Source organism: Pantoea sp. OXWO6B1 (genome assembly GCF_001641135.1).
Lineage (GTDB): Bacteria > Pseudomonadota > Gammaproteobacteria > Enterobacterales > Enterobacteriaceae > Pantoea > Pantoea allii.
On record NZ_LWLR01000001.1, the window covers coordinates 605,920 to 621,707 of the forward strand.

Below are 15,788 nucleotides of genomic sequence, written 5' to 3' on the forward strand. Positions count from 1 at the left end.
CGGCAGCGGCTGATGCCGCTGCCGGTGAGTTGCCAGTTTGATTATTTTGCTGCACATTCTCCTCAGTTCATTGAAGAAAAACGATAACGAGGATGACCATGCCCGAACATCTGCAACTGGATAATCTCGACCGGGGTATCCTGAATGCATTACTGGAAAATGCGCGCACCGCTTACGCCGAACTGGCAAAACAGTTCAATGTCAGCCCGGGAACCATTCACGTCCGTGTCGAAAAGATGAAGCAGGCAGGCATTATCCTGGGCACGCGGGTTGAGATCGATCCCCGCCAGCTGGGCTTTGATGTCTGCTGTTTTATCGGCATTATTCTTAAAAGCGCCCGTGATTACCCGTCGGCACTGAGCAAGCTGGAAGCCCTGGATGAAGTTGTTGAAGCCTGGTACACCACCGGGCACTACAGTATTTTCATCAAGGTAATGTGCCGATCTATTGATGCCCTGCAGCAGGTATTAATCAACAAGATCCAAACTATTGACGAAATCCAGTCAACGGAAACCCTTATTTCTCTGCAAAACCCCATCATGCGAACCATCAAGCCCTGATCTTTCCACCAGCTTGTGCACAATCTTATCCTTAGACGATCGGCCGCCTGACAACGGCTGCATCGACATCATCTAAACTAATAACCCTGTTTTCCACAGGTGGATCACCGCTTGATCACAGCGTACAATGCTTTCCTTGATCTCAGGAGAGCACGATGGCCGACATTACGTTAATCAGTGGCAGCACCTTAGGCAGCGCCGAATATGTTGCTGAACATCTCGAAGAAAAACTGCAGGAAGCGGGCTTCTCAACGCAGATGCTGCACGGCCCTGAGCTGCATGACGTGCCGCAACAGGGCATCTGGCTGGTGGTGAGTTCTACCCACGGTGCCGGAGAGTTGCCGGATAATCTGCAACCTTTTTATGAGGCCATTGATGAGAGCCGTCCCGATCTGTCAGCCGTACGTTTTGGCGCAGTTGGCATCGGCAACCATGAATACGATCTGTTTTGTGGTGCAATACGCAATCTTGATGCCCTGTTAATTGCCTGTGGTGCACAGCGCATCGGTGAAAGGCTCGAAATTGATATTCTGGAACATGAGATCCCTGAAGATCCGGCTGAAGAGTGGGTGATGACCTGGAAAGATGCGATCTAAGCTGGTCGGGGATCGGGAAATAGCTACGATCCCCAGCAGAAGATACTGTTTTTCACACGATCCTGCCATTTATTTTGTGGATAACTACCCTGTTTAGTTGCGTATAACCGGTAGTTATCCAAAGAGCAACCGGAGTTCACTTTGTGAGCTGTGGATAACAAGCCATTTTGATCCCAGCTTATACGGATCAGGAACACCGATCATTAACAGGTATCGATCCTCTCTATACGCTTGTTTACGCTGTGCTTTTCGCAGATATCCACAGGGAACCGCGATCCTAATAAGAGATCTAACAGAAAGATCATATAAAGAATTAAGATCTTTTCTTTTAATACCTGACGATCCCGCTGCTTTCACCTCAGCCATAATTTCAGTAGAATCCACGGCCCAGAGAGAACGATCTCTGACTATTCATCAACGAGGTACCACTTCATGTTTTATCAAGATCCTTTTGACGTCATCGTAATTGGTGGTGGTCATGCGGGCACGGAAGCTGCCATGGCAGCAGCCCGAATGGGTCAGCAAACCCTGTTACTGACCCATAACATCGATACGCTGGGACAAATGTCTTGTAATCCTGCAATCGGTGGAATTGGCAAGGGACATTTGGTAAAGGAAGTGGATGCCTTAGGCGGTTTGATGGCTGGAGCAATCGACCAGGCAGGTATTCAGTTTAGGATACTAAACGCGAGCAAAGGCCCTGCTGTACGGGCCACTCGTGCTCAGGCAGACCGCGTGCTCTATCGCCAGGCCGTGCGTAAAGCGCTGGAGAATCAGCCAAACCTGATGATCTTCCAGCAGGCCGTGGACGATCTCATCGTCGAAAACGATCGTGTCGTCGGTGCGGTAACCCAAATGGGCCTGAAATTCCGTGCCAAAACGGTCGTGTTAACCGTGGGAACCTTCCTCGACGGTAAAATTCATATCGGGCTGGATAACTACAGCGGTGGTCGTGCAGGTGATCCGCCGTCGATTCCTCTGGCAAAACGCCTGCGCGCTTTGCCACTGCGCGTTGACCGCCTGAAAACCGGTACACCGCCGCGCATTGATGCACGCAGCATCGATTTTAGCGTACTCGCCCCGCAGCATGGCGATAACCCGATGCCGGTGTTCTCTTTCATGGGCAATGCCGGACAGCACCCCCAGCAGGTGCCGTGCTGGATGACCTATACCAATGAAAAAACACATGATGTGATCCGTAATAACCTCGATCGTAGCCCAATGTACGCCGGGATCATCGAAGGGATCGGTCCACGCTATTGTCCGTCGATCGAAGACAAAGTGATGCGCTTTGCCGATCGTAATTCACATCAGATCTTCCTTGAGCCTGAAGGGCTGACCAGCAATGAGATCTACCCTAACGGTATCTCTACCAGCCTGCCATTCGACGTACAGATGCAGATCGTTCGTTCTATGCAGGGTCTGGAAAATGCGACGATCGTGCGTCCGGGCTATGCCATTGAGTATGACTTCTTTGATCCACGCGATTTGAAACTCACGCTGGAAAGCAAATTTATCGACGGTCTGTTTTTTGCCGGTCAGATCAACGGCACCACAGGCTATGAAGAAGCCGCAGCACAAGGTTTGCTGGCTGGCCTTAATGCGGCACGCCAGTCTGCTGACAAAGAAGGTTGGGCGCCGCGCCGCGATCAGGCTTATCTGGGGGTTCTGGTCGACGACCTGTGCACGCTGGGTACCAAAGAGCCTTACCGCATGTTTACCTCGCGTGCGGAATATCGCCTGATGCTGCGCGAAGACAATGCTGATTTACGTTTGACGGAAACCGGCCGTGAACTTGGCCTGGTGGATGATGCGCGCTGGGCTCGTTTTAATCAGAAGCTGGAAGCCATTGAGCAGGAACGCCAGCGGTTGCGTGATATCTGGGTGCACCCCAAGTCAGAACATGTCGATGCGGTTAACGCCATTACCAGCTCGCCACTGACGAAAGAAGCCAGTGCGGAGGATCTGCTACGTCGTCCTGAAATGACCTACCTGAAGCTGATGGCGCTTGATGCGTTCGGTCCGGCTTTAGCGGATGATCAGGCTGCCGATCAGGTTGAAATCCAGGTTAAATACGAAGGCTACATTGCACGTCAGCAGGAAGAGATCGATCGTCAGCTGCGTAACGAAAATACGCTGTTGCCCGCGACGCTTGATTATCGCCAGGTCAGTGGCCTTTCAAATGAAGTTATCGCCAAGCTGAACGATCACAAACCGGTTTCTATCGGCCAGGCATCACGTATCTCAGGCATCACGCCTGCTGCCATCTCGATTTTACTTATTTACCTGAAAAAACAAGGTCTGCTGCGCAAAAGCGCCTGATCTGAACCGGGGCGGGTTATCCCGCCCCCGCTGACTGGACTGATGCTGTGATCAACAAACTCACTTCGCTGCTGCAAGCGGCTAAAATTTCCCTCTCCGATCAACAAAAACAGCAACTGGTCGCTTATGTCGGGCTGCTGGATAAATGGAATAAAGCCTATAACCTGACTTCGGTGCGCGATCCTCAGCAGATGCTGGTTCGCCATATCCTCGACAGTATCGTGGTGGCACCTCATCTTGAGGGGGCGCGCTTTATTGATGTCGGCACCGGTCCTGGTTTACCGGGCATTCCACTGGCCATCGTCATGCCGGATGCGCATTTCACCCTGCTGGACAGCCTGGGTAAGCGGGTACGATTTTTACGGCAGGTCCAACACGAGCTGGGGCTGACCAATATCGAACCGGTACAGAGCAGGGTAGAAGCGTTTCCGTCTGAGCCGCCCTTTGACGGCGTGATCAGCCGTGCCTTTGCTTCGCTGGAGGATATGGTGAACTGGTGTCACCATTTGCCGACGAAGAACGGCCGTTTTTATGCCCTGAAAGGGGTCCGGCCCGATGATGAAATTACCAGCCTGCCCGCAGGCTATTCGCTGGACAGGGTTATCTCGCTCCAGGTTCCACAACTGGACGGTGAGCGTCATCTGGTTATTATTACACCGCCAGGAAGCGTTCAGGCACCGTGAAAGCCTGGCGTTTCATCGTGCCTGTGTTACCAAAGATGCGATAGTTTGAGGGGCGAACCCGGCGATGTTGAGTGTCACATTGTTAAATTTCGCCCCGGAAATTATCTGAAAAACTTTTTCACATTTAACTTTTATTTCACAAAGTTTTATCAAAATAATCACTACTCCGCTTGGTATTAAACGCGTGCATCGCGATTAATCCTATTTAAGGGCAATAAAATTTTTGCATGAGTAATAGGCATTTTACGATTCTGAAGGTGACTTCGATGTCAATAGACCATTTTCATCGACAACAAAAATTATCAAGGACGTTTTTCTTTTTAACGTGATGATTATCAATGTTTTTATCCTTCATACCTTAGTTGGATAATGGCTCCTTAATAAAAGTTACTGTGGTGTGAATGCTTATTATGTGATCTAAAGCACGCTTTAAAATTGAGCCGCTGCAGAACTTTTCACAGCTTTATCCATAAACGGCTGCTCCGTATCTTTGGAAAAATAGTCATTCGGAAAGAAATTTAGATAATTGTTCACCTTTTCGTTACTTAACGATTGAAATCACAGGGACGGCCCGTATAATTTGCACGGCTTTTGCTACTTGACTCAAATGCACAAAGGCAGTCTTATACGACACGCGACATACCCCTAAAGGGGCAGGAGAGTATCAGCGTCATGTCAGTGTCTCTTTACAGTGTAAAATACGCCCGAACGGTGCTGATGATTCAGCTAGTGACCATTGTCATCGTCGGTGCACTCTTTGCCTTGAAAGATGTCACCTGGGGCAGCTCTGCTCTTGCTGGCGGGATGGCAGCCTGGCTGCCAAACGTGTTGTTCTTGTTTATAGCCTGGCGCCTGCAAGGGCAAACTCCGGCTTCGGGGCGCGTCGCGTGGAGCTTCGCTTTGGGTGAAATAGCCAAAGTGTTCGCGACCATTATTTTGCTCATTGTGGCGTTGGGCGTATTCGATGCGGTCTTTTGGCCGGTCGGGATCACCTGGTTATCGGTGCTGGTCGTTCAGATGTTGGCACCGGCGGTAATTAACAACAAAGGGTAAGAGGCATCATGGCTGCAGGAGAAATCTCTACTCCGCAAGAGTACATTGGTCACCACCTGACTCATCTTCAGTTGGACCTGCGTACCTTCGAGTTAGTGAATGCTCACGACGCTCCCGCGACGTTCTGGGTATTAAATATCGATTCCATGTTTTTCTCTCTGGTGCTGGGAGTTATCTTCCTGGTGTTGTTCCGTAGCGTGGCGAAAAGCGCCACCAGCGGTGTGCCAGGGAAAATGCAGGCGGCTATCGAACTGGTTGTCGGTTTCGTTGATAGCAACGTGCGCGACATGTATCACGGTAAGAGCAAACTTATCGCCCCGCTGGCTCTGACAATTTTTGTCTGGGTCTTTCTGATGAACTTCATGGATCTGCTGCCAATCGATTTGCTGCCCTATATTGGTGAGCACTGGTTGGGGTTACCGGCGCTGCGCGTGGTACCTTCTGCAGACGTGAACATCACGTTATCAATGGCGTTGGGCGTCTTTATTTTGATTCTGTTCTACAGCATCAAAATGAAAGGCATTGGCGGCTTCACGAAAGAGCTGACGCTGCAGCCTTTTAATCACCCGATCTTTATCCCCGTTAACCTTATTCTGGAAGGTGTTAGCCTGCTGTCCAAACCGGTTTCTCTCGGTCTGCGACTGTTCGGCAACATGTATGCGGGTGAACTGATCTTTATCCTTATTGCCGGTCTGTTGCCGTGGTGGTCACAGTGGATTCTGAATGTGCCTTGGGCCATTTTCCACATCCTGATTATTTCGCTACAGGCTTTCATCTTCATGGTCCTCACGATTGTCTATCTGTCGATGGCATCTGAAGAACATTGATTTTTTTCTCAACAATACGCGTTTAACTGAAACAAACTGGAGACTGTCATGGAAAACCTGAATATGGATCTGCTGTACATGGCTGCCGCTGTGATGATGGGCCTGGCGGCAATCGGTGCTGCGATCGGTATCGGCATCCTCGGAGGAAAATTCCTGGAAGGCGCTGCTCGTCAGCCTGACCTGATTCCTCTGCTGCGTACGCAGTTCTTTGTTGTAATGGGTCTGGTGGATGCAATCCCAATGATCGCTGTTGGTCTGGGCCTCTACGTGATGTTCGCTGTCGCCTAAAGCCCCCGTGTTCACTCCGCACCTGGTGTGAGAGTGAACGGATTCTGCCGTTTATCGTTGATAGCGGCAGAAAAGTTAAATACTTAATTAGAGGCATTGTGCTGTGAACATTAATGCAACAATCCTCGGCCAGGCCATCGCGTTCATCCTGTTTGTCGCGTTCTGCATGAAGTACGTATGGCCACCGATTATGGCTGCCATCGAAAAGCGCCAGAAAGAAATTGCTGAAGGCCTTGCTTCTGCTGAACGCGCGAAGAAAGATTTGGATCTCGCGCAGGCTAATGCGACCGACCAGCTGAAAAAAGCGAAAGAGGAAGCTCAGGTCATTATCGAGCAGGCGAACAAGCGTCGCACGCAGATTCTGGACGAAGCCAAGACTGAAGCTGATAACGAACGCACTCGCATTGTTGCACAAGCGCAGGCCGAAATTGACGCCGAACGCAAACGTGCACGTGAAGAACTGCGTAAGCAAGTCGCGTTGCTGGCTATGGCTGGTGCCGAGAAGATCATCGAACGTTCCGTGGATGAAGCTGCTAACAGCGACATCGTTGATAAACTGGTCGCTGAACTGTAAGGAGGGAGGGGCTGATGTCTGATCTGATTACTGTAGCTCGCCCCTACGCCAAAGCAGCTTTTGACTTTGCTGTTGAGCATCAAAGTATTGAACGCTGGCAAAAGATGCTGGCGTTTGCCGCAGAAGTGGCTGCCAATGAACAGATGGCCGACCTGCTTTCTGGTGCTTTAGCACCTGAAGCACTGGCTGCCTCGTTTAATGCAGTCTGTGGTGATCAACTGGATGAACCCGCACAGAACCTGATTAAGGTGATGGCGGAAAACGGACGTTTGACAGCGCTTCCGGCTGTTCTGGCGCAATTCATTCAACTGCGAGACGCTTATGAAGCGACTGCCGAAGTGGATGTTATTTCTGCCAGCACGCTGAGTGACGACCAGCTGACTAAAATCAGCGCCGCGATGGAAAAACGTCTGTCACGCAAAGTTAAGCTGAATTGCAAAATTGATAAGTCTGTGATGGCAGGCGTGATCATCCGTTCGGGTGATCTGGTTATTGATGGCAGCGTACGCGGCCGTCTTGACCGTCTGGCTGACGTCTTGCAGTCTTAAGGGGACTGGAGCATATGCAACTGAATTCCACCGAAATCAGCGAACTGATCAAGCAGCGCATTGCTCAGTTCAATGTCGTGAGTGAAGCTCACAACGAAGGTACTATTGTTTCTGTAAGTGACGGTATCATCCGCGTACACGGCCTGGCCGATGTTATGCAGGGTGAGATGATTTCCCTGCCGGGAAACCGTTACGCTATCGCCCTGAACCTCGAGCGTGACTCTGTAGGTGCGGTGGTGATGGGTCCGTATGCTGACCTGGCCGAAGGCATGAAGGTCAAGTGTACTGGCCGTATTCTTGAAGTACCGGTTGGCCGTGGCCTGCTGGGCCGCGTGGTGAACACCCTGGGTGCACCTATCGACGGTAAAGGCGCAATCGACAACGACGGCTTCTCGCCAGTTGAAGTCATTGCACCTGGTGTTATCGACCGTCAGTCTGTCGACCAGCCTGTTCAGACCGGTTACAAATCTGTCGATGCGATGATTCCAATCGGCCGTGGCCAGCGTGAGCTGATCATCGGTGACCGTCAGACCGGTAAAACCGCAATGGCAATCGACGCCATCATCAACCAGCGCGATTCAGGCATCAAATGTGTCTACGTTGCGATTGGTCAGAAAGCGTCAACCATTTCCAACGTGGTTCGTAAACTGGAAGAGCACGGTGCGCTGGCTAACACCATCGTCGTCGTAGCGTCTGCGTCTGAGTCTGCTGCACTGCAGTATCTGGCTCCGTATGCAGGTTGCGCCATGGGCGAATACTTCCGTGACCGCGGTGAAGATGCGCTGATCGTATACGATGACCTGTCTAAACAGGCTGTTGCTTACCGTCAGATTTCGCTGCTGCTGCGCCGTCCACCAGGCCGTGAAGCTTTCCCAGGCGACGTGTTCTATCTCCACTCTCGTCTGCTGGAGCGTGCATCACGCGTGAGCGCTGACTACGTTGAGCGCTTCACTAATGGTGAAGTGAAAGGCCAGACCGGTTCTCTGACCGCGCTGCCAATCATCGAAACTCAGGCGGGTGACGTTTCTGCGTTCGTTCCGACCAACGTAATCTCGATTACTGATGGTCAGATCTTCCTGGAATCTAACCTGTTCAACTCCGGTATCCGTCCGGCTGTTAACCCGGGTATCTCTGTATCCCGTGTTGGTGGTGCTGCACAGACCAAGATCATCAAGAAACTGTCCGGTGGTATTCGTACCGCGCTGGCACAGTATCGTGAACTGGCAGCATTCTCCCAGTTCGCTTCTGATCTGGACGATGCAACCCGTAAACAGCTGAGCCACGGTCAGAAAGTGACCGAGCTGCTGAAGCAGAAACAGTATGCGCCGATGTCTGTCGCGCAGCAGGGTCTGGTTCTTTTCGCAGCGGAACGCGGCTATCTGAACGACGTTGAGCTGGCAAAAATTGGTAGCTTCGAAGCTGCTCTGCTGGCGTTCGCAGATCGCGATCACGCCGAGCTGATGGCTGAAATCAACCAGTCTGGTAACTTCAATAACGACATCGAAGAGAAGCTGAAAGGCCTCCTCGAGACGTTTAAAGCAACCCAGTCCTGGTAATGTCTGGCGGCTTGTCTGAAAAGGCAGGCCGCAAGGCTTTGAGGAGAAGCTAATGGCCGGCGCAAAAGAAATACGTACCAAGATCGGAAGCGTAAAAAATACGCAGAAGATCACCAAAGCGATGGAAATGGTCGCCGCCTCCAAAATGCGTAAAACGCAGGAACGCATGGCGGCCAGCCGTCCGTATGCAGATACCATGCGCAAAGTGATTGGTCACCTTGCGTTAGGTAATCTGGAATACAAGCACCCTTACCTGGATGAGCGCGACGTTAAGCGCGTCGGCTACCTGGTCGTTTCGACTGACCGCGGGCTTTGTGGTGGTTTGAACATTAACCTGTTCAAAAAATTGCTGGCAGAGATGAAGGCCTGGTCCGACAAAGGCGTCCAGAGCGATCTGGCGATTGTGGGATCGAAAGGCGTGTCATTCTTCGGCGCTGTTGGTGGCAACGTCGTGGCACAGGTCACTGGCATGGGCGATAAGCCTGCGCTCTCTGATCTTATCGGCCCGGTAAAAGTGATGTTGCAGGCCTATGATGAAGGCCGCATCGACAAGCTGTACATTGTCAGCAATAAGTTCAACAACACCATGTCTCAGACTCCGACCATTACCCAACTGCTGCCGTTACCGCCAGCGGAAGGTGAAGAAGAGATGAAGGCGAAGACCTGGGATTACCTGTACGAGCCCGATCCGAAAGCGCTGCTGGATACGCTGCTGCGTCGCTATGTCGAATCGCAGGTTTATCAGGGTGTGGTGGAAAACCTGGCCAGTGAGCAGGCCGCACGTATGGTGGCAATGAAAGCTGCAACCGATAACGGCGGAAATCTGATCAAAGAGCTGCAGTTGGTTTACAACAAAGCTCGTCAGGCCAGCATCACCCAGGAACTTACCGAGATCGTCTCGGGAGCCTCCGCGGTTTAACCAGGTTTGGAATTAGGTAGAGGATTCAAGATGGCAGCTGGAAAGATTGTCCAGATTATCGGCGCCGTAGTTGACGTCGAATTCCCTCAGGATGCAGTACCGCAAGTGTACAGCGCTCTTGAGGTTATGAATGGTGATGCTCGTCTGGTGCTGGAAGTTCAGCAGCAGCTGGGTGGTGGCGTGGTTCGTACCATCGCCATGGGTACTTCTGACGGCCTGAAGCGCGGTCTGAACGTCACCGACCTGAAAAAACCGATCCAGGTACCGGTTGGTAAAGCAACCCTCGGCCGTATCATGAACGTGCTGGGCGAGCCTATCGACATGAAAGGCGACCTGAAAGAAGAAGACGGCAGCGTCGTAGAGGTCTCCTCTATTCACCGCCCTGCGCCTTCTTATGAAGATCAGTCTAACTCGCAGGAACTGCTGGAAACCGGCATCAAGGTTATCGACCTGATGTGTCCGTTCGCTAAGGGCGGTAAAGTCGGTCTGTTCGGTGGTGCGGGTGTAGGTAAAACCGTAAACATGATGGAGCTTATCCGTAACATCGCGGCTGAGCACTCAGGTTATTCGGTCTTTGCTGGCGTGGGTGAACGTACTCGTGAGGGTAACGACTTCTACCACGAAATGACTGACTCCAACGTTATCGATAAAGTCGCGCTGGTGTATGGCCAGATGAACGAGCCGCCGGGTAACCGTCTGCGCGTGGCGCTGACCGGTCTGACCATGGCGGAGAAATTCCGTGATGAAGGCCGTGACGTTCTGCTGTTCATCGACAACATCTACCGTTATACCCTGGCCGGTACGGAAGTATCAGCACTGCTGGGTCGTATGCCATCTGCGGTAGGTTATCAGCCAACGCTGGCAGAAGAGATGGGTGTGTTGCAGGAGCGTATTACCTCCACTAAGACAGGTTCAATCACCTCCGTACAGGCCGTTTACGTGCCAGCGGATGACTTGACTGACCCGTCACCAGCAACCACCTTTGCTCACTTAGACTCAACAGTCACCCTGAGCCGTCAGATCGCCTCTCTGGGTATCTACCCGGCAGTTGATCCGCTGGACTCCACCAGCCGTCAGCTGGACCCATTAGTTGTGGGTCAGGAGCACTATGACGTTGCACGTGGCGTACAGTCACTGCTGCAGCGTTATCAGGAACTGAAAGACATCATCGCCATCCTGGGTATGGACGAACTGTCTGAAGAAGACAAACTGCTGGTGGCACGTGCGCGTAAGATCCAGCGCTTCCTGTCTCAGCCGTTCTTCGTAGCAGAAGTGTTCACCGGTTCTCCAGGTAAATACGTGACGCTGAAAGACACCATCCGTGGCTTTAAAGGCATCATGGAAGGTGAATTTGACCACCTGCCAGAGCAGGCCTTCTACATGGTTGGCGCCATCGAAGAAGCGGTCGAAAAAGCGAAGAAACTGTAATAACGGTTTCCCAGGAGGAAAATTATGGCTATGACTTATCACCTGGATGTTGTCAGTGCAGAGAGCCAACTGTTCTCTGGTCTGGTGCAGAAAATTCAGGTGTCAGGTAGCGAAGGTGAACTGGGAATTTTTCCTGGTCACGCCCCGCTGCTGACTGCCATTAAGCCTGGAATGATCCGTATCGTGAAACAGCACGGCGAAGAGGAGTTTATTTACCTCTCTGGCGGCGTGCTGGAAGTGCAGCCTGGCAGCACCACTGTTCTGGCCGATACCGCGATCCGCGGTACCGATCTGGATGAAGCGCGTGCGCTGGAAGCAAAACGTAAAGCAGAAGAGCATATGAACAGCAGCCACGGCGACGTGGACTACGCTCAGGCCTCTGCGGAGCTGGCGAAAGCCATTGCGAAACTGCGCGTGATCGAGCTGACCAAAAAAGCGATGTAATCCGGCTTTATGCGTCACGAAATGCCAGCCCTTTGGGTTGGCATTTTTTTTTGCCTGCCGTAGGGGTAACAAGATTCTGGCTAATTTCGGGACAAGAAAAATGTAGTAATCTCAGTGCTAAATCGTTTAACTTTCTTCAGTCTACAATCAGTCAGGATGGATATGTCTAACAGTGCGATGAGCGTGGTAATTCTTGCCGCTGGCAAGGGCACCCGTATGTATTCCGATCTGCCAAAAGTGTTGCATACGCTGGCAGGTAAACCGATGGTTCAGCACGTGATTGATGCCGCAAAAGGGCTGGGTGCACAGCAGGTGCACCTGGTATACGGACACGGCGGCGATCAACTGAAAGCAACGTTAACTGACAGCGCAGTCAACTGGGTGCTGCAGGCAGAACAACTGGGTACGGGTCATGCTATGCAGCAGGCGGCCCCGCACTTTGCTGATGACGAAGACATCATGATGCTCTATGGTGACGTTCCGCTGATTTCTGAAGCCACCTTACAGCGTTTGCGCGAGGCTAAGCCCGCGGGCGGTATCGGATTATTGACGGTTGTACTGGATGACCCGACAGGTTACGGCCGCATCGTGCGTGAAAATGGCACCATCGTCGGTATTGTTGAGCAAAAAGATGCTAACCCTTCTCAACTGACTATCAATGAAATTAATACCGGTATTCTGATCGCCAACGGCGGTGATCTTAAGCGCTGGCTGTCCAGGCTAAATAACAATAATGCCCAAGGCGAGTATTACATTACCGACATCATCGCATTAGCGCACGGTGAAGGTCGGGTAATTAATGCCGTCCATCCGGCCCGCAATAGCGAAACTGACGGCGTCAACAATCGCCTGCAACTGGCTACGCTTGAGCGTACTTATCAACACGAGCAGGCTGAAAAACTGCTGTTGGCTGGCGTTATGCTTCGCGATCCTGCACGTTTCGACCTGCGCGGAACGCTGCAGCACGGTCGGGATATTGAAATTGATACCAACGTCATTATTGAAGGCCAGGTGACGCTGGGCAACCGGGTTAAAATTGGCGCGGGCTGTATTATCAAAAACAGCGTTATCGGGGATGACTGTGACATCAGCCCTTATTCGGTGATCGAGGATGCAAATCTGGCCACTGACTGTACCGTAGGACCATTCGCGCGTCTGCGCCCGGGTAGTGAACTGGCTCAGGCTGCGCACGTGGGCAATTTTGTTGAGATGAAGAAAGCGCGTCTCGGCAAAGGGTCCAAAGCGGGTCACCTCTCTTACCTTGGCGATGCTGAAATTGGTGCCAATGTGAACATTGGCGCCGGGACAATCACCTGTAATTACGATGGTGCCAACAAATTTAAAACGATCATTGGCGATAACGTCTTTGTGGGATCGGACACGCAACTCGTTGCGCCGGTCACCGTGGCGGCAGGCGCAACGATTGCGGCAGGTACCACGGTGATGAAAGATATTTCCGGCGCTGATCTGGTCTATAACCGTAAAGAGCAGAATCACAAAGCCGACTGGCAGCGTCCGCAGAAGAAAAAATAATTTTTACGGCCCGTATTAACGGGCCGCTGTAGTACCAAAACTATAATCCCCACTCTCTACAAGGCTCGGGGAACCGGCAAAGCCGGACTATCAGGTCATATGACAACGCAATGGCTTAACGCCATGAAGTCAGGAAATAACTATGTGTGGAATTGTTGGTGCAGTAGCACAACGTGATATCGCAGAAATTTTATTAGAAGGTTTACGCCGCCTGGAATACCGCGGTTATGACTCAGCCGGTCTGGCCGTCGTCGATCAGCAGGGGCACATAACGCGCCTGCGTCGCCTGGGTAAGGTGCAGATGCTGGCTGCTGCCGCAGAAGAACAGCCCCTGGTGGGTGGAACCGGTATTGCCCACACGCGCTGGGCAACGCATGGCGAGCCCTCAGAAGCCAACGCGCACCCGCACGTTTCTGAGCACATCGTTATCGTACATAACGGCATCATCGAAAACCATGAGCCTCTTCGCGAAGCGCTGATGGCTCAGGGTTATCACTTTGCCTCAGAAACCGATACTGAAGTCGTGGCGCATCTGGTCCATCTGGAACAGAAACAAGGTGGCTCTTTGCGTGAAGTCGTGCAGCGCGTGATCCCTCAACTGCGCGGTGCTTATGGCATGGTGATCATGGACAGCCGCGATCCGTCGCTGCTGGTAGCGGCCCGTTCCGGTAGTCCGCTGGTCATTGGGCGCGGTGTGGGCGAAAACTTTATCGCGTCTGACCAACTGGCACTGCTACCGGTCACCCGTCGCTTCATCTATCTGGAAGAGGGTGATATCGCTGAAGTGAGTCGCCGTGATGTCACCATTATTGATGGTGCCGGTAACCAGGTCCGTCGCGAAGAGATCGAATCCAGCGTGCAGTACGATGCCGGTGACAAAGGCCTGTATCGTCACTACATGCAGAAAGAGATTTACGAGCAGCCTAACGCGATTAAAAACACCTTAACCGGTCGTTTTAATCACGGCGAAGTGGATCTCAGCGAGCTCGGCCCGCATGCAGAAACGCTGCTCAGCAAAGTTGAGCATATCCAGATCATTGCCTGCGGTACGTCTTATAACTCAGGCATGGTTTCGCGCTACTGGTTTGAAGCACTGGCTAATCTCCCTTGTGATGTCGAAATCGCGTCTGAATTCCGCTATCGCAAATCGGCGGTGCGTAAAAACAGCCTGCTGATTACGCTGTCTCAGTCGGGTGAAACTGCGGATACGCTGGCTGCGTTGCGCCTGTCAAAAGAGCTGGGTTATCTGGGATCGCTGGCTATCTGTAACGTCGCCGGTTCGTCCCTGGTACGAGAATCTGACCTGGCGCTGATGACCAAAGCGGGCACGGAAATTGGTGTCGCGTCGACCAAAGCCTTTACCACCCAGCTCACCGTGCTGCTGATGCTGGTGGCAAAACTGGGTCGCCTGAACGGTATGCCAGCGGAAAAAGAGCATGAGATTGTTCATGGTCTGCAGGCACTGCCAAGCCGCATTGAACAAATGCTGGCGCAGGATAAGCTGATTGAAGATCTGGCAGAAGATTTCTCTGATAAACATCATGCGCTGTTCCTGGGCCGTGGCGATCAATATCCGATTGCGATGGAAGGCGCGCTGAAGTTAAAAGAGATCTCTTATATTCATGCCGAGGCTTATGCTGCTGGTGAGCTCAAACACGGGCCGCTGGCGCTGATTGATGCCGATATGCCGGTTATCGTCGTGGCACCGAATAACGAGCTGTTAGAGAAGCTGAAATCGAATATCGAAGAAGTGCGCGCGCGCGGCGGTCTGCTGTACGTGTTTGCTGATGAAGATGCTGGTTTTAGCGACAGCGATGGAATGAAGATCATTCCCCTGCCGCACGTGGAAGAAGCGATTGCGCCTATCTTCTATACCGTGCCGCTGCAGCTGCTCTCCTATCACGTGGCCCTGATTAAAGGGACCGATGTGGATCAGCCGCGTAATCTGGCGAAATCGGTGACGGTCGAGTAATGCGTCTTACGCGTGAATCCCTGGCGGGATTCACGCGTTTCTTTTATTTAATTTTGCTGCTGACTTGCTCAAGTGCGCGCTGCTGATCGCTGATTTTGCGGTTAGCCTCATCGAGTGAACGTTGCAGGTTAGTGATCACATCTTCATTTTTGCTTAGCTTTTGTGAGAGCGTATTGAGGGTATCAGTCTGGTTTTCTTGCGTTTTTATTAACGCTTGTACTTGTTTCTTCGTTTCACTCACATCCTCAGCATTGACAGAAGATTGTCTGACCGCGCCACTACTGTCAATTGTGGCCAGAGTGCCTCTGTTATCTGTCATTGCAAAAGATTCATTCGAATGAATCTGCGGTACGTCGTACGCATGGGCGCTGGCCAGCGTACAGAGGAGGACGACATTGCATACCAGAAGCTTCTTCATAAATGTCATTGAACATGTCCTTTTCAATAGTGGGCTTGTAAAAATGAGCAATAATTGTGTCTGTCAT

Annotated in this window: 16 protein-coding genes; 15 read left to right on the forward strand and 1 reads right to left on the reverse strand. The window is 51.9% G+C overall.

From position 1 onward, the window contains the following. Window positions 1-98: 98 nt before the first annotated feature. The 15 genes from asnC (at window position 99) to glmS (ending at window position 15,303) form a co-directional block, all read left to right on the forward strand. The gene (gene asnC, locus A6A26_RS05165) at window positions 99-560 is read left to right on the forward strand and encodes a transcriptional regulator AsnC (RefSeq protein ID WP_063877764.1); all 462 of its coding nucleotides are present in this window, start codon (window positions 99-101) and stop codon (window positions 558-560) included. 155 nt (window positions 561-715) lie between these two features. After that, window positions 716-1,156 (forward strand): FMN-binding protein MioC, encoded by a 441-nt coding sequence (gene mioC / locus A6A26_RS05170; RefSeq protein WP_063877765.1) that lies wholly within the window; start codon window positions 716-718, stop codon window positions 1,154-1,156. Between the two features lie 432 nt (window positions 1,157-1,588). Continuing rightward, entirely contained in the window at window positions 1,589-3,478 is a 1,890-nt protein-coding gene (gene mnmG / locus A6A26_RS05175) for a tRNA uridine-5-carboxymethylaminomethyl(34) synthesis enzyme MnmG (RefSeq protein ID WP_063877766.1), read from the forward strand. 47 nt (window positions 3,479-3,525) lie between these two features. Beyond that, entirely contained in the window at window positions 3,526-4,161 is a 636-nt protein-coding gene (gene rsmG, locus A6A26_RS05180; protein ID WP_063877767.1) for a 16S rRNA (guanine(527)-N(7))-methyltransferase RsmG, read from the forward strand. Window positions 4,162-4,833: 672 nt separating this feature from the next. Continuing rightward, window positions 4,834-5,214 carry a F0F1 ATP synthase subunit I gene (atpI, locus tag A6A26_RS05185; RefSeq protein ID WP_063877768.1) on the forward strand — a complete coding sequence of 127 codons (381 nt, stop codon included), beginning with the start codon at window positions 4,834-4,836 and terminating at the stop codon, window positions 5,212-5,214. Window positions 5,215-5,222: 8 nt separating this feature from the next. Further along, a complete protein-coding gene (gene atpB, locus A6A26_RS05190; RefSeq protein WP_063877769.1) occupies window positions 5,223-6,041 on the forward strand; it encodes a F0F1 ATP synthase subunit A in 819 nt (272 codons plus the stop codon). A gap of 48 nt (window positions 6,042-6,089) precedes the next feature. Next, on the forward strand, window positions 6,090-6,329 hold the full coding sequence (gene atpE / locus A6A26_RS05195) for a F0F1 ATP synthase subunit C (protein ID WP_003849523.1): 240 nt from the start codon (window positions 6,090-6,092) through the stop codon (window positions 6,327-6,329). Window positions 6,330-6,432: 103 nt separating this feature from the next. Next, complete coding sequence (gene atpF / locus A6A26_RS05200) at window positions 6,433-6,903, forward strand: F0F1 ATP synthase subunit B (protein WP_013023933.1); 471 nt, start codon at window positions 6,433-6,435, stop codon at window positions 6,901-6,903. A 14-nt stretch (window positions 6,904-6,917) separates the two neighbouring features. Beyond that, on the forward strand, window positions 6,918-7,451 hold the full coding sequence (atpH, locus tag A6A26_RS05205) for a F0F1 ATP synthase subunit delta (protein WP_006121199.1): 534 nt from the start codon (window positions 6,918-6,920) through the stop codon (window positions 7,449-7,451). A 14-nt stretch (window positions 7,452-7,465) separates the two neighbouring features. Continuing rightward, a complete protein-coding gene (atpA, locus tag A6A26_RS05210; RefSeq protein WP_013023934.1) occupies window positions 7,466-9,007 on the forward strand; it encodes a F0F1 ATP synthase subunit alpha in 1,542 nt (513 codons plus the stop codon). A gap of 52 nt (window positions 9,008-9,059) precedes the next feature. Next, window positions 9,060-9,926: a F0F1 ATP synthase subunit gamma gene (gene atpG / locus A6A26_RS05215; protein WP_063877770.1), complete on the forward strand. Its 867-nt coding sequence runs from the start codon at window positions 9,060-9,062 to the stop codon at window positions 9,924-9,926. Window positions 9,927-9,956: 30 nt separating this feature from the next. After that, window positions 9,957-11,354, forward strand: a complete 1,398-nt coding sequence (gene atpD, locus A6A26_RS05220) for a F0F1 ATP synthase subunit beta (protein ID WP_063877771.1) — start codon at window positions 9,957-9,959, stop codon at window positions 11,352-11,354. A 24-nt stretch (window positions 11,355-11,378) separates the two neighbouring features. Next, window positions 11,379-11,798, forward strand: a complete 420-nt coding sequence (locus A6A26_RS05225) for a F0F1 ATP synthase subunit epsilon (RefSeq protein WP_013023936.1) — start codon at window positions 11,379-11,381, stop codon at window positions 11,796-11,798. 162 nt (window positions 11,799-11,960) lie between these two features. Further along, window positions 11,961-13,331, forward strand: a complete 1,371-nt coding sequence (glmU, locus tag A6A26_RS05230; protein ID WP_063877772.1) for a bifunctional UDP-N-acetylglucosamine diphosphorylase/glucosamine-1-phosphate N-acetyltransferase GlmU — start codon at window positions 11,961-11,963, stop codon at window positions 13,329-13,331. 142 nt (window positions 13,332-13,473) lie between these two features. After that, a complete protein-coding gene (glmS, locus tag A6A26_RS05235) occupies window positions 13,474-15,303 on the forward strand; it encodes a glutamine--fructose-6-phosphate transaminase (isomerizing) (protein WP_063877773.1) in 1,830 nt (609 codons plus the stop codon). A gap of 43 nt (window positions 15,304-15,346) precedes the next feature. Here glmS and A6A26_RS05240 read toward each other — a convergent pair whose 3' ends face one another. Beyond that, entirely contained in the window at window positions 15,347-15,730 is a 384-nt protein-coding gene (locus tag A6A26_RS05240; protein ID WP_063877774.1) for a DUF4349 domain-containing protein, read from the reverse strand. Window positions 15,731-15,788: the final 58 nt, after the last annotated feature.